The organism is Mycobacterium sp. 852002-51971_SCH5477799-a, from assembly GCF_001667145.1.
Taxonomy (GTDB): Bacteria; Actinomycetota; Actinomycetes; order Mycobacteriales; family Mycobacteriaceae; genus Mycobacterium.
In genome coordinates, this window is the sequence record NZ_LZIF01000034.1 from 19,944 (window position 1) to 35,458 (window position 15,515).

Here is a 15,515-nt window from a genome sequence, read left to right on the forward strand (position 1 = left end):
CCAAAAGTCGATGCGGTGCGGCCTGTCGTGCGCGGCGGTGGGCTTGGTGCTCAGCGGGTGCCAGTTCGGCGGTCTGAACTCGTTGGATATGCCGGGAACCGCAGGACATGGCCTCGGCTCATTCAAGGTCACGGTAGAACTGCCCGATGTAGCCACCCTGGCGCAGAATTCCCCGGTCATGGTCGATGACGTCACCGTCGGCAGTGTCTCGGGAATGGGCGTCGAACAACGACCTGACGGAACCTTCTACGCCGCTGTCCAGTTGTCGTTGGATGCGCAGGTGAACCTGCCGTCCAACGCGGTGGTCAAGGTTGCGCAAACCTCGCTGCTGGGCTCTCAACACCTCGAGCTGTCGCGTCCCGTCGCCGCGCCTGCGGCCGGGCGACTGTCCAATGGACAAGTAATAGCGATGAACGGCAGCGACAGATATCCCACCACCGAAGAGGTGTTGTCCTCACTGAGCATCGTGGTCAACAAGGGCAACCTTGGGGCGCTGCAAGACATCACCGACGAGCTCTATAAGGCGGTGGCCGGGCGTACTGAGCAGTTCGCCGACTTTCTGCCCCAACTTGCCACGCTGGCAGCCGGACTTGACCGCCAAACCGACCAAATCATCCAGGCGACCGACAAATTGAACCACGTCAGCTCAATTCTTGCCGACGGCAAGGGAAAGTTGAATCTAGCGTTGCAGACGGTGCCCGAGGCGCTCCGCGTGCTCAACGCCGACAGTGGCCAGATTGTCGCGACGTTCGATGCACTACGACGGCTGGGTGGTATTGCTGCCAACATACTTTCGAACACCAAACGCGACTTCACCGAGGACATCAAAGCTGCCTACCCGGTAGTGAAAGCGCTCTCAGGAAAGGCCCGCGAACTCGTTAATGCGCTGCCGATCCTGGTCACATATCCGCTGCCGCAGAAAGGGATCAAGCAAGCTGTCCGTGGTGACTTCTTGAACATCGATGCCACCTTCGACCTCACCATTAGACGTCTCGGGGAGACCCTGTTCACAACATCGGCATTGGACCCGAACATGAAGCACCTCTCCGAAGTGGTCAACCCGCCCGATTATCTGCTCGGGGCGCTGGCAAACCTGTCAGGTCAAGCAGCCGATCCCTTCAGCTTGCCGACACATGATTCAACCGCGGCGCCCAAGGATCCGCACTGATGCTTTCCCGGCTTCAGAAGTGGCAGCTCTCGACCTTCGCCGTGATCACCGTGATTACCGTGAGCGTTATCGCGGTGAGCTACGTGCAGATTCCGGCGGCACTTGGCTTCGGCACCTACACGGTGACCGCCAACTTCGCGGCCAGCGGTGGTCTGTACAAGAACGCGAACGTGGCCTATCGCGGAACCACGGTCGGCCGCGTCACCGACGTGTCGCTGGCCTATCGCAACGGCGTGAATGCACAACTTCGCATCGGCTCAGGCACTCACATCCCCGCCAATGTCACCGCCACTGTCAAAAGTGTTTCCGCGATCGGAGAACAGTACGTCGACTTGGTGCCACCAGATCAGCCTTCGCCGACGTGGCTGCGGGATGGCTCCCGGATCAGTCGTGACCATACCGTGCTCAATGGGGATGTTGCGGGCTTGTTGCACGAGGCGCAGCGGCTGGTCGATTCGATCAGTCAAAGCCGATTGCGAGATCTGTTGCACGACACGTTCAAAGCTTTCGACGGTTCGGGACCCGAGCTAGCCCGTCTAATCCAGTCAGCGCGCCTATTGGCCGACTCGGCCAGCGCCCATGGCGACGATATCGCGGGCCTGATGGATCAACTCGGACCGTTCCTTGATGCTCAGATTCGTAGCGGCGATGCGATCAGAAGTCTTGCCGACGGAGCGGCCCGATTCACCGGACACGTCCGAGGGGCTGCCCCACAAATCAGTAGTTTGCTCCAGATCGTGCCCGAGATAGCACCGCAGGTCGGTGACACACTGCGAGACATCCGCCCAGACTTCCCAATGCTGGCCGCCAATCTCGCAAACTTCGGCCGCATCGGTGTCATCTACCGAAAGTCGCTCGAACAGGTTCTGGTGATCTTTCCCGCGATGACAGCCGTTTTGCTCACTATCGCTCAACAGGTTCCCTTCGATGAAGGGGCGCGCGCCGATTTCAAGCTTGCGCTGCAAGATCCGCCACCGTGCAGTGTGGGGTTTATCCCCGCGCCGCTGATTCGCTCACCCGCCGACGAAACGGTCCGAGACATTCCTCGCGACATGTATTGCAAAGTGCCGCAGAGCGACCCGGTCGTTGTCCGAGGTGCCCGCAATTACCCCTGCCAGGAATTTCCCGGCAAACGTGCACCGACGATTCAGCTGTGTCGTGACCCGAAGGGCTACGTGCCCATCGGCCGTAATGCGTGGCGTGGGCCTCCGGTACCACTTGACACGCCCGTACCGAATCCCAGGAACATCCTGCCGCCCAACAAGTTTCCGCTCATACCGCCTGGCATCGACTATGACCCGGGGCCACCGGTCGTCCAACTTCCCCCCGGCGTGCCTCCGGGGCCTGGGCCGGCGCCGATCGCGCCGTTTCCCTTGCAAGTACCGCCTGCGGACGGCCCGCCACCGCCGCCGCTGCCTTTTAGTCCACCACCCAACCAGATTGTGCCGCCCTACGGACAGCTTCCGGGGCCGGCTCCGCCCGACGCGCTCGGACCGCCACCATCGCCGGCGCCGCAGGCTCAAGGGCCGATGGGAGTCACCTATGACCCCAGCTCCGGCAAATTCCTTGACCCCAGCGGCGAGGTGGGAATCTTTGCCTCGGGAGCATCCAAACTACGTCCGGCCGAGACGTGGCTCGACATGATGATGTGTCCAACGCAGGAATGACACGCGGGCCCACTGGATCCCCAGAGTCCGATACCCCCCGACCACCTCCTAATCGCTGTCACTGACGCAATGGCGTTGTCGGCCGCGCCGATCGATGACCAGAGCTTGCCGAAGCGACTCAGATGCAGCGCCTGAAGAAATGACACGATTATGAGACGAAACATAGATGACACAGGGTGAGACAACTTGCATCGGAGCAGCTCAGGGGATCGCTACATGACATCGGGAATGAGAACCGACAATTAGTGTCGGGTATCAAAACCGTTGTCCCAGTGTCACTTTCGCGTCATTAGCGTACCACATCGGCGGTGAACCGGCGAGTACCTGCGCTGTCGCTGGGCAGCGGGCGAGCCTGGGCAGAATAATGACACGGATTTGAGACGGAACGCCCCAAGCCGCTGCGGTTGCACGTGCAACGCATCCGCGCATCGGACTTTTGCAGCCCGCGCTCGTAGCGAGGGCTGGTTGTTGAACTACGAAACAGGTTGTGGCGCAGGCGTTAACAGCGCGCAGAAACGGCGCGCGGTAAGCGTCCGAGGCGTTGGATCGCGGCGGGGTAGTCGTGTTCTGGCGGTGTCCCGTAACCGAGCACGATTCCCGCAGTGCTTGGCTCCCGGTGCCAAAACGGCGTCAAGCCGGTGAGGGCAATCTTCTGCTTTTGGGCTGCGACCATGACGCCGGCCTCGGTTATTCCCGCGGGCAACGAGACGACGGCATGAAGACCGGCGGCGACTCCATGTATCGGCATCATGGGCGCAGCATCGCCGAGGATGGTCAGCAGGGCATCGCGGCGCTGTCGATAGCGTCGGCGCATCCGTCGGATGTGGCGGTCGAGCGCCCCGGACTTGATCAATTCCGCAAATGCCAGTTGGGCAGCCTCGACCAACGCCTCGCGCTCGATCTGCGCTGATCAGGTGGGGCGTCGCAAGACGCGTTTTCAGCGGTCTCGCTTCGACGTGGTATCTTCGCCGACGTGAATATCGGCGTGCGCGTGTATTGGCGCTTTATCGTGGCTCCGGGTGGAGCCAGCGATGCAGCGTCTGGTTGACGCAACCGCACGACTGATACCCGGAGCCCAGCAGTGACCACACGGTCGCTGCTTTTCGTTTTTCAGGGCATCGGGAACCAGCGGGCATGCCCTGGGAGCCAGCAGAGAAAGGCACACACCCTCCATGTCCACCATCAATTGCGACACGGCGACTATCAATACGTCCGATCATCGGATCGTCTCGTTCCGGGAACTCTCGGCCCCCGCCGTCCTCCGCACCGAGCTGCCGCTGACGGCTCAGCGTGCCCAAACCGTCCAGCGCGATCGCGAGGAGATCTCGGCGATCCTCGCCGGTGGTGACGACAGGCTGTTACTGGTCGTCGGGCCCTGCTCGGTGCACGATCCCGCCGCCGCGCTTGATTACGCACGCCGACTCGCGCCGATTGCCACCGAGTACGCGGATCGGCTGAAGATCGTGATGCGGGTCTACTTCGAAAAGCCGCGCACGACCGTCGGCTGGAAGGGGCTCATCAACGATCCCAACATGGATGGCAGCTTCGACGTCGAACGTGGACTCCGCCTTGCGCGAGGACTATTGCTCGACATCATCGACGTCGGACTGCCGGTGGGATGTGAATTCCTGGAGCCCACCAGTCCGCAGTACATCGCCGACGCCGTCGCCTGGGGTGCGATCGGCGCCCGGACCACCGAGTCGCAGGTACACCGCCAGCTGGCGTCCGGGCTGTCCATGCCGGTGGGATTCAAGAACGGCACCGACGGCAACATCCAGGTCGCCATCGACGGCGTCAAAGCCGCTGCGGCAGCACATCATTTCTTCGGTACCGACAACGTCGGTCGTGCGGCCGTCGTCGAGACCAAGGGCAATCCGGACTGCCACGTGATCCTTCGGGGTGGGACCGCCGGCCCCAACTACGACAGCGCCTCGGTGACCACCGTGATCGAACGGCTAAGCAAGGCTGAGCTTTCCGCGCGAGTGATGATCGACTGCTCACATGCCAACTCCGCCAAAGACCATGTCCGGCAGGCCCAAGTCACGGCCGAGGTGGCCGCACGCCTGGCCGCCGGCGAGCGCGGTATCGCCGGCCTGATGCTGGAGAGCTTCCTGGTGGCCGGCGCGCAATCGCTGGGCGGCGAGCTGACCTATGGCCAGTCCGTGACCGATCAGTGCATGGACTTCCGGACCACGGCGGGCCTGTTGGCCAACCTCTACGCGGCGAAGCGCTGACCGCGGAGCGGCGGGAAGGCGTGCGGCCCTAGTGTCGCGCGTGTGCCCGTCGCGCCGAAACCTGGCTGGCGATGGCCTTTTTGTCGATCTTGCCGATCGGAGTGGTGGGCAGCATCGTCATCGCAACCAGAACGTCGGGACGGGAGTGCGCGGCCACGCCACGCTCGTCGAGATAGCCGTTCAATTCCGCCAGCGATAGCTCGCGGCCGTTGAAAACCACGGCAGCACAGATCTTCTCGCCCAAGTAGGAGTCGGGCAGCGCGACCGCCGCGGCCGAGAAGATTGACGGGTGGGTGTGCAGCTGCTCCTCGAGGTCCGCCGCGGATATCGTTTCTCCACCACGGCAGATCACGTCTTTGACGCGGCCGGTCACCACCAGGTTGCCGTCGCTGCGTAGCCGCACCACGTCGCCGCTGCGGAAAAACCCGTCGGGGTCGAAGCTGCGTTCGTTGTCGCGCTCGGCGCGGAAGTAACCGTTGAAGGTGTAAGGTCCGCGGACCAGTAGTTCGCCTTCCTCACCCTGGGGCACGGGCTTGCCCTGCGGATCGACGACGCGCAGTTCGTCGGCGGCCGACAAGGGCCGTCCCTGGGTGTGTTCGGTGAGTTCTGGGGGATCGTCGAGCCGGGTGTAGTTCAGCAGACCTTCGGCCATTCCGAACACCTGCTGCAGACCGGGGGTCAGGGCGCTGCGCACCAAGCGGGCGTCTTCGGGTTCCAGCTTGGCACCACCAACTTGCAAGATCCGCAACGTCTTTGGTGTCACGGGTTCCCAGTCGCAGGCCTGCGCCCACAACTTGGCCAACGCCGGCACCAGGGCGGTCACCGTGACGCCGTGGCGGGCGATGGCGGCGAAGGCCGCCTCGGGGCTGGGATCGGTGCCGAAAACGGTGGTGGCGCCGACGGTCATCGCGCCGAGCAGGCCCGGGCAGGCCAGCGGGAAATTATGGCCGGCCGATAGCACCGCCAAATAGACGTCGTCCGAGGACACCCCACAGAGCTCGGCGCTGGCCTTCGCGTTGAAAACGTAGTCGTCGTGGGTGCGGGGAATGAGCTTGGGCGTTCCCGTGGTGCCGCCGGAAACCAGTAGCAGCGCAGGGGATCCCGGGTCGGGCGGCGGTGGCGGCGTGCCGGTGGCCAGCTGATCGCGCAGTTGCGCCCAGGGGATGAACGGTCCAGGGTCGCCGTCGACGATGACATGCTTGAGCTCGGCGTGCTCCTCGGATAGCCCGCGCGCCATCGCCCGATAGTCGAAACCCCCTGCGGTATCGGCGATCAGCAGTCCGGTGGCCTCGCTGACCGCGGCGAAATGCCCCAGTTCGGCGGCCCGGTGACCGGGCAGGCACATCACCGGAATGGCTCTTGCCCGCAGCAGCCCGAATAGCGCCACCGCGAACTGACAGCCGTTCGGCAGTTGCAGCAACACCCGGTCGCCCGGCGCAATACCCGCGCGCAGGAGTCCACCGGCGGCGCGGTCAGCCTGGACGTCGAGGTCCGCATAGGTAATGCCGGCATCGCCCATCGCGTCGCGGACGGCGATTCGGTCGGGCCATCGCTGCGCCGCGTCGCTCAGGATCGTGTCCAGAGGCCGTCCCGTCCAGTAGCCGGCCGCACGATAGGCGGCGGCCCGATCGGCGGGGAACGGCACGAACCCGTCGAGGACTCCGGTCGGCGGCTGCGGTGCGTTGGCGCTCATTGGCTCCTTCAGCGGGGGACTTCGACCGGGGCTAGTAGCGGGGACACCCGGAGTAAGGATAGGGTAACCAAAAAATTAGGGCAGCCTGTGCTAATCAGGGAGGGTCTGTGGTGCACGCCTCGGCACGCTCGGAGTACATCCGGGCGGAGGTGGCCGAACTTCTCGGCGTGGACGTCGATGCAGTCCAGCCGGGTAGCAACCTGATCGGCCAGGGCCTGGACTCCATCCGGATCATGACGCTGGCCGGTCGCTGGCGCCGCCAGGGCATCGCCATCGACTTCGCCACGCTGGCCGAAACCCCGACGATCGAAGCCTGGGGCCGGCTGGTCGATGACGGCGGGCAAGGCGCCGACCAGCAGATCCTCACCGCCGAGGCTCCCGGCGACCTGTCCGGGGACGACGAGCCGTTCTCGCTGGCACCGATGCAGCACGCGATGTGGGTCGGGCGCCATGACCACCAGCAGCTGGGCGGGGTTGCCGGTCATCTCTACGTGGAGTTCGACGGCGGGCTGATCGACGCCGAGCGCCTGCGCGCGGCGGCCACCGCGCTGGCAGGTCGTCATCCGATGCTGCGGGTGCAATTCCTGCCCGACGGAAACCAGCGCATCCCGCCGGCCGACGAGAGCGGCGACTTCCCGGTCAGCGTCGAGGACCTGCGCTTGCTGGGCACCGACGAGGTCGCGCAGCGGCTCGCCACGATCCGCGACGCCAAATCACACCAGCAGCTCGACGGCGCGGTATTCGAACTGGCCGTGACGCTGTTACCGGGCGAGCGGTCACGGCTGCACGTCGACCTGGACATGCAGGCCGCCGACGCGATGAGCTATCGCACCCTGATGGCCGATCTTGCTGCCCTCTACGGCGGCCGCGACCTTCCGGAGCTGAGCTACACCTACCGGCAGTACCGCCAAGCCATCGAGGCCGAGAACGCACAACCGCAGCCGAGGCGCGAGGCCGATCGGGTCTGGTGGGCGCAGCGCCTCGCGGAGCTGCCGGACCCGCCGGCGTTGCCGTCGACCGGTGGCCGGGGTTCGAACCACAGCACCCGGCGTTGGCATTGGCTGGACCCGCAAACCCGCGATGCGCTGTTTGCCCGCGCTCAGGCGCGCGGCATCACTCCGGCGATGGCGCTGGCCGCGGGATTCGCCAACACCCTGGCGCGCTGGTCGACCGCCTCGCGCTTTCTGCTGAACGTCCCGCTGTTCGGGCGCCAGCCTCTGCACCCGGACGTCGACTTGTTGGTCGGTGACTTCACCTCGTCGCTGCTGCTCGACATCGATCTCGTCGGCGCGGACACCGCGGCCGCCCGGGCGCAGGTGGTGCAGGACGCGATGCGCACGGCCGCAGCGCATTCCGCCTATCCCGGGCTGTCGGTGCTGCGCGACCTCAGCCGCCATCGCGGTACCCAGGTGCTCGCGCCGGTGGTATTCACCAGCGCGCTCGGGCTCGGCGAACTGTTCAGCCGCGACGTGACCGGCCGATTTGGCACGCCGGGATGGATCATCTCCCAGGGTCCGCAGGTGCTGCTCGACGCGCAGGTCACCGAGTTCGACGGCGGAGTCATGGTCAATTGGGATGTGCGCGAAGGCATCTTCCCCTCGGGCGTCATCGACTCCATGTTCGCCTATCACATTGACGAGCTGCACCGGCTGGCCTCCGCCGACGACGCATGGGGCGCGTTGGGCCCCTCGCCGCTGCCGGAGACCCAGCGCGCGGTACGGGAGGCGGCCAACGCCCACACCGCCGAACCCAGCGGAGAAGCGTTGCACGACGGGTTCTTTCGGCAAGCCGAGCAGCAGCCCGACGCGCCTGCCGTGTTCGCGAGTACCGGTGATCTCAGCTACGCGCAACTGCGCGACCAGGCGTGGGCGGTGGCCACGGCGCTGCGCACCGCCGGCGTCGCCGCCGGCGACACCATCGCGGTGATGGGCCCGAAAACCGCCGAGCAGATTCCGGCGCTGCTGGGCATCCTGTCCGTCGGCGCCATTTACCTACCGATCGGCGTCGACCAGCCGCGTGACCGCGCCGAGCGCATCCTAGAAACCGGTCGGGTGAGCTTGGCGCTGGTGTGCGGCGGACAACGGCTGTGCCTGCCGGTGCCCGAGCTGCTGATTGCCGAGGCGCTTCGCGACACTTCTGCCCGCGCCGAGATTGCCTCAGCGAGGATAGATCCCGCCGAACTCGCCTACGTGTTGTTCACCTCGGGCTCCACCGGCGAACCCAAAGGCGTTGAGGTCGCCCACGACGCGGCGATGAACACAGTGGAATTCATCGGGCGCCACTTCGAGATCGGCCCTGCGGACCGATGCCTGGCACTGTCGACTCTGGAAGGCGACATCTCGGTGATGGACGTGTTCGTCACCTTGCGCACCGGCGGGGCCCTGGTGGTGGTCGACGAAGCGCAGCGGCGTGATCCCGACGCCTGGGCAAGGCTGATCGACACGCACAAAGTCACCGTGCTGCATTTCATGCCCGGCTGGCTGGAGATGCTGGTCGAAGTCGGCAGCGGGCGCCTTTCCTCGGTGCGGGTGATTCCCACCGGAGGTGACTGGGTGCGGCCCGAGGTGGTACGCCGCCTACGGGCCGAAGCGCCGAACCTGCGCTTCGCGGGCCTCGGCGGTGCGACCGAAACCCCGGTACACAACACCATTTTCGAGGTAGCAGGGCCGATATCGGAAGATTGGGCGGCCCTGCCCTTCGGTGTCCCTCTTCCCAATAACTCTTGTCGCGTCGTCGGCGACACCGGCGCCGACTGCCCCGACTGGGTCCCGGGCGAATTCTGGGTGTCCGGCCGCGGCATCGCGCGCGGCTACCGCGGACGTCCCGATCTGACCGCGGAACGCTTCGTCGAGCATGACGGCCGAACCTGGTACCGCACCGGCGATTTGGTGCGCTACTGGCCGGATGGCACCCTCGAATTCGTCGGCCGCGCCGACCACCGCGTGAAGATCAGTGGGTATCGCGTCGAGCTGGGCGAGATCGAGACCGCGTTGCGGCGCGTGCCGGGGGTGCGGACGGCGGTGGCCGCCTTGATCGCGGTATCGGGGGAGTCCGACGTGCTCGCCGCGCAGGTCTGCACCGACGACGCCTCGATGACCGCCGAACGGATCCGGCAGCGCCTTGGTGAGCTGGTCCCCGCGCACATGGTCCCGCGCCACATCGCGGTGGTGGAGCGGATCAATTTCACCGATGCCGGAAAGCTTGACCGGCGAGCCGCCGCGCGTGAATTGGAAACCGCTGTCTCGCAAGCGCAGCGGCCTAACCACCGTTGCACGTCGACGCCTTTGGAATCCGCGCTGGCAATGATCCTCGGTGATTTGCTCGCTCGGGATAACATCGGCATCGACGACGACTTCTTCGCGCTCGGCGGTGATTCGGTGCTCGCCACCCAGGCGGTGGCGAGGATTCGGGCCTGGCTCGACGCGCCGGACATCATCGTCGCAGACATCTTCGCCAACCGAACGGTATCGGCGCTTGCCGCGTTGCTCAGCGCCGGCGAGAACAACCCCGGCCGGCTGGACCAGGTCGCCGAGCTGTACCTGGAAGTCATCGGCATGGACCCCGAATCGGTTCTGGCCGCCTCTCGGCAGCCCGCGAACTCGTATATGGCGCAATGATATTGAATAATCTGATCAACCTGTCTGCCACGTTCCCGTCCTGGATCAAGCTGACCCCCGGCCGCGGCAACCGATCATCGACCGGTGCCACCCTGATATTTCCGCACGCCGGCGCGGCCGCCGCGAGCTACCGGGTACTGGCGGCGGCGCTGGCCGCCGGTGGCGACACCTACGTCATGCAGTATCCGCAACGTGCCGACCGCCTCACCGAACCGGCCCACGACAGCGTGCACGACCTGGCCGTCAGCCTATTTCAGGCCGCGCCATGGCCCAGCGTCGCACCGCTGAAGTTGTTCGGGCACAGCATGGGCGCCGTTGTCGCCTTCGAGTTCGCCCGCGTCGCCGAAACGCACGGCGCGGCCGTACAGAAGCTTTGGGTATCGGCCGGACCGCCGCCATGCGTCGTCGCCGACATGCCCGAACTGCCGACCAGCGACGACGGACTGCTGGCCGATATCGCCGATCTGGGTGGTACCGACCCCGAACTGCTTGCCGACGAAGAGTTCTCCGCACTATTGACCACCGCCGTGCGCGCGGACTACCAGGCCTTCAACGGGTATGAACCCAGCCCCGATGTCCGCATCGGCGCCGACATTCACGTCCTGGGCGGCCACGATGACCATCGCATCGGCGCCGGCGTGCTTGCGCAGTGGGAAAGGCACACCGCCGGATCGTTTGCGGTGTCGCTGTATGCCGGCGGGCACTTTTACGTCTATGACCATGTCGACGCGGTCGCCGCGCAGGTGAATGCCGGGTGATGCCGATGTCTGACGAGGGTCTTGTCGAGGGCCTTGGCGCCGACGGCGCCGATCCCGTCGTGATCGTGGGAATGGCTGTGGAGGCGCCCGGCGGCATCGAAACCGCGGAGCATTACTGGGATCTGCTGGCACACGGCCGCGAGGCGCTGGGCCCGTTTCCCACCGACCGCGGATGGGCGGTGCGCGAACTGCTCGCCGGCTCGCGCCGCAGCGGCTTCAAAGAGATCCATGACCGCGGCGGTTTCCTCACCGGGGCAACCACATTCGATCCAGAGTTCTTCGGCATCTCACCGCGCGAGGCCGTCGTGATGGACCCGCAACAGAGGGTGGCGTTACGGGTGGCCTGGCGTGCGTGCGAAAACAGCGGCATCAATCCCGACGACCTGGCCGGGCACGAAGTGGGTTGCTTCGTCGGCGCCTCGGCCACCGGCTACGGACCCGAGATGGCCAAGTTCTCCGACCACAGCGGACACCTGCTGGCTGGCACCGCGCTCAGTGTGATCTCGGGCCGCATCGCCTACACGCTGGGATTGACTGGGCCGGCACTGACCCTGGACTCCTCGTGCGCATCCGCGCTGGTGGCCTTCCACGTCGCCACGCGCTCACTGCAGAACAACGACTGCGATCTGGCCATCGCGGGTGGGGTCAACGTGCTGGGCTCACCGGGCTTCTTCGTCGAGTTCTCCAAACAACACGCGCTCTCCGACGACGGGTACTGCCGCCCCTACAGCGCGCAGGCCAGCGGAACCGTGTGGGCCGAGGGAGCGGCGATGTTTGTGCTGCAACGTAAATCGGCCGCTCTGCGCGCCGGCCGGCAGATCGTCGCCGAGGTGCGGGCCACCGCCATGAATCAAGACGGACGTAGCGCCGGTCTGAGCGCGCCCAGCGGTGATGCCCAGGTGCGGCTGTTCCGGCGCGCGATCAGCCAGGCGGGGATCAAGCCCGCCGAGGTGGGGATGATCGAGGGGCACGGCACTGGCACCCGCCTCGGTGACCGGACCGAGTTGCGGTCGCTGGCCGAGACATACGGCGACACCGAACCCGGCGACGGAGCAGTGCTGGGCTCGGTGAAATCCAACGTGGGCCACTCGCTGGCCGCGGCCGGCGCGCTGGGGCTGGCCAAGGTGCTGGTATCGGCCGAACACGGCGCCGTGCCACCCACCCTGCACGCGAGCGAAGCGAGCCCCGAAATCGACTGGGAGAAACAAGGATTGCGGTTGGCGCAGACTTTGACGCCGTGGCCGGCCGTTGATGGGCGGCGCATCGCGGCGGCGTCCGCGTTCGGGATTGCAGGCACCAACGCACATTTGATCGTTTCCGTTCCCGAGGTTGCATGATGCTGACCCCTCGACTGCCCGACGGGCGCGTTCCCGTGTTGCTCAGTGCTCACGACCCGGACTTGATCCGCCAAGACGCCTCGGCGATCGTGGACTACCTGGGTCGCGTCGACGACTCGGCAGACCCGACCGCCGCCGTCGCCGCCACCCTGCTGCGGCTGCGCCGGGTGAGACGCCACCGCGCGGTGGTGCGAGCGGCAGACAGCGCCGAGCTCGTCGCGGGACTGTCCGCCATCGCTTGCGACGAGGAACACGAGTTGGTCTCGCGCTCCGCCAAGACCACGGCGCCGCGCGTCGCGTTCGTGTTCCCGGGCCAGGGCAATCAATGGCAGGCCATGGGAGCCGACGCCTACCGGCAGTTGCCGGCCTACCGGGAGACCGCCGACCGGTGCACGCAAGCGTTCGCATCCGCCGGATTTCCCTCTCCGCTGCCATATCTGGTGAGCGACGAGGGGCGCAAGTGGTCCCGAACCGAGATTCAGGCAGCGCAGTTCACCCACGCGGTGAGTCTGTCAGCAGCGTGGCGATCCTGTGGGGTGCTGCCCGATGTCACCATCGGCCACAGCCTCGGCGAGGTGGCGGCCGCCTATGTGGCGGAAGCGCTTTCGCTGCCGGACGCCGTCGCACTGGTGGTCGCGCGCGCCACCGTCGTCGATCAGCTGACCGGCCGCTACGCGATGGCGGTGCTCGGGACCGGCCTCGACATCGCAGAGTCGCTGCTGACCGAGACCCCGGGCTGGCTGGAAGTCTCGGCGGTCAACGGGCCGTCGTCGACCGTGGTCGCCGGCGATCACCAGGCGGTGGCCGCCGCGGTGCGGCTGGCCCAACAGCGTGGCATTTTCAGCCAGCAACTATCCGTCGACTATCCCGGGCACACCAGCGCGCTTCGACCGTTGCGGGCGAGTCTGGCCGAGCTGACGCCGAAGTCGGCGTTCCGGGACGCGCCGGTGAGGTTTATCGGCTCCACGCTGGGCACCGAATTGGGTGGCACGACCGATTTTTCCAATTATTGGTATGAAAACCTCTGTGGCACGGTGCGGTTCGACCTCGCCGTCGGATATGCCCGCGCCTGCGGAGTCGACGCGTTCATCGAGCTTTCGGCGCACCCGTCACTGCTCTACCCACTGCGCGGCATCGTCGACGACGAGCCGACCGTCATCGTCGGCTCGGGGCATCGCGACAGATCCATCACCGATTCACTGTCGGCGAGCATCGCCGCCATTGCGACCGCGGACCCAGGCTGCAAGTGGGCCGAGGCGATCCCGATTACCGACCGGCCTGCGCTGCGGGGATTTCCGAATGCGCCGATGCGCGCGGTGCACCTGTGGGCAGCACCGGAACGAGTGACCGAAGCGGCGCCCACGCGGGCGCTCACCGTGGCCGTCGAGGACTGGCGGCCGACGGCCGCGCCGATCCCACCGCACGCGACCACCGTCGACATCGCGTTCTCCGGAGCGCGCGAACTGACGCAGCGACTCAGCGATGCCGTCACGGCACATGGCGGCTGCCGAGCGGTGTCACCGAAGGAGGCGGAAATCCTCGTGGTGGCCGCCCCGGAACTCGACGAACTCGACGCGCCCGCCGCAATCGAGCGGATCGCCGACCGGCCCGATGCGGGTCTGCCCGATTACCCCGCGCTCATCGGCCCTCGATGCCGGGCCGTCTGGCTGCTCACCGCCGGTGCCGAACAGATCGACCGGGATGACTCCGACGTCTCTCCGGCTCAAGCGGCACTGGCGGGCATGCATCGCAGCGTCGGCCTCGAATTCCCGGATCAGGCCTTCGGGCATCTCGACATCGCGCACCGCGATGTCGATTCCGCGACGGCGCAAGCCGCTGTCGAGGTCCTGCTCGGCGAGGCGGGTGAGATCGCGTTGCGAGGTGCCGAATCGCCGCGACGGTACGCCCGCGCGTTCCGCGCGTGCCGCGAGTCGGCCAGCCGGCGACCTCTCGATGCCTCCGCACTGGACCACGTGGTGATCACCGGCGGCAGCGGAGCGATCGGGCTGCAGTACGCGCGGTATTGCCTGAACCGCGGTGCCCGAACCGTTACTCTGTTGAGCCGCAACGGCGTTGACCCGACCGTACTGTGTGAGCTCGCTGACCGGCATGATGCCGAGGTCCGTGCCCCGCAGTGCGATATCACCGATCGCGCCGCACTGGCCGCCGTTGCCGCGAACTATGCGGGGTCGGGCGCGTCATTGCTGATCCACACCGCGGGCATCGCGCAGGCGCGCTCGCGCTCGGAGCTCACCGGCTCCGACGTCGCGGCGGTCTGCGCGGCCAAGGTCAATGGACTGGCGGTGCTGACCGAAGTCTGGCCGCTGCGGCCGCACTGCCGGATCTTGGCCTGCTCATCGGTGTTCGGAGTCTGGGGTGGCTATACCCATGCGGCGTACGCTGCATCCAACCGGATGCTCGACGTATTGGCCGCCCAGTTGCGTGCCGCGGGCCGCGACTGCACGGCGATCCGCTGGGGCTTGTGGCAAGGCGCCGGGGTAGTGGTGGGTAACGAGATCAGCCGCACCGAGCGTTCCGGTTTGGTGGCGATGGAGCCAGAGCGGGCGATCGAAGCCAGTCTGCATCGCTACGAGGGCGATCCACTGATTTTCGACGCCGACTTCGAGCGGCTTCGGGTGTTCTTCGAAAGCCAGGGAATGCCAATGCCGTTCACCGTCTCACGCGACGACGACGGCCGCGAAATCGCGGTTGAGAAGCCACTTGCCGAGATCGTCCGCGCCGAGTTGGCCGCGACGCTGCACCTGGCTGAATCGCCCGCAATTGACCCGGACACGCCGCTCATCGACCTCGGCGTGGACTCATTACTCGCACTCGACTTACGTAAGCGGCTGCGCCGCACGGTAGGCAATTCGGTTCCGGTGTCCCGCATGCTCGGCGGCATCACCGTGACCGAGCTGATCGAGGCGTTACGTGCCGACTCGACCGGCGGCCCCGCGGCGCCGCCATCATTCGAGCGTGCCGGCGCCGCCGCCGGGGTGCACCACTCAACGCTCACGATGCTAGAAAGGTTGGACTCCTAG

The 15,515-nt window shown here is 66.2% G+C and carries 9 protein-coding genes; 8 read left to right on the plus strand and 1 reads right to left on the minus strand.

Translation table 11 applies throughout. The features are described 5' to 3' along the window. Nucleotides 1-10 precede the first annotated feature (10 nt). The 4 genes from A5753_RS02540 (at nucleotide 11) to A5753_RS02555 (ending at nucleotide 5,069) form a co-directional block, all read left to right on the plus strand. Nucleotides 11-1,168, plus strand: coding sequence for an MCE family protein (locus A5753_RS02540; RefSeq protein ID WP_067123005.1), 1,158 nt, complete (start codon nucleotides 11-13; stop codon nucleotides 1,166-1,168). After that, on the plus strand, nucleotides 1,168-2,835 hold the full coding sequence (locus A5753_RS02545; RefSeq protein ID WP_067123007.1) for an MCE family protein: 1,668 nt from the start codon (nucleotides 1,168-1,170) through the stop codon (nucleotides 2,833-2,835). Before A5753_RS02540 ends, A5753_RS02545 begins: the two co-directional genes overlap by 1 nt. A 715-nt stretch (nucleotides 2,836-3,550) precedes the next feature. Further along, the gene (locus A5753_RS02550) at nucleotides 3,551-3,745 is read left to right on the plus strand and encodes a hypothetical protein (RefSeq protein WP_156655899.1); all 195 of its coding nucleotides are present in this window, start codon (nucleotides 3,551-3,553) and stop codon (nucleotides 3,743-3,745) included. A gap of 262 nt (nucleotides 3,746-4,007) precedes the next feature. Continuing rightward, a complete protein-coding gene (locus A5753_RS02555; RefSeq protein ID WP_067123013.1) occupies nucleotides 4,008-5,069 on the plus strand; it encodes a 3-deoxy-7-phosphoheptulonate synthase in 1,062 nt (353 codons plus the stop codon). Between the two features lie 28 nt (nucleotides 5,070-5,097). Here the strand turns inward: A5753_RS02555 and A5753_RS02560 are convergent, their stop codons facing one another. After that, on the minus strand, nucleotides 5,098-6,762 hold the full coding sequence (locus A5753_RS02560; protein WP_067123016.1) for a (2,3-dihydroxybenzoyl)adenylate synthase: 1,665 nt from the start codon (nucleotides 6,760-6,762) through the stop codon (nucleotides 5,098-5,100). A 107-nt stretch (nucleotides 6,763-6,869) separates the two neighbouring features. Here A5753_RS02560 and A5753_RS02565 point away from each other — a divergent pair, with 107 nt between their 5' ends. From A5753_RS02565 to mbtD, 4 genes are read left to right on the plus strand one after another with little or no spacing between them, the layout of a single operon-like run. After that, a complete protein-coding gene (locus A5753_RS02565) occupies nucleotides 6,870-10,379 on the plus strand; it encodes a non-ribosomal peptide synthetase (protein ID WP_067123020.1) in 3,510 nt (1,169 codons plus the stop codon). Continuing rightward, on the plus strand, nucleotides 10,376-11,137 hold the full coding sequence (locus A5753_RS02570) for a thioesterase II family protein (RefSeq protein WP_067123023.1): 762 nt from the start codon (nucleotides 10,376-10,378) through the stop codon (nucleotides 11,135-11,137). The genes A5753_RS02565 and A5753_RS02570 overlap by 4 nt, the downstream gene beginning before the upstream one ends. Nucleotides 11,138-11,142: 5 nt before the next feature. Beyond that, nucleotides 11,143-12,474, plus strand: coding sequence for a polyketide synthase (locus tag A5753_RS02575; RefSeq protein WP_082971143.1), 1,332 nt, complete (start codon nucleotides 11,143-11,145; stop codon nucleotides 12,472-12,474). Further along, nucleotides 12,474-15,515, plus strand: a complete 3,042-nt coding sequence (gene mbtD, locus A5753_RS02580) for a mycobactin polyketide synthase MbtD (RefSeq protein WP_067123143.1) — start codon at nucleotides 12,474-12,476, stop codon at nucleotides 15,513-15,515. The genes A5753_RS02575 and mbtD overlap by 1 nt, the downstream gene beginning before the upstream one ends.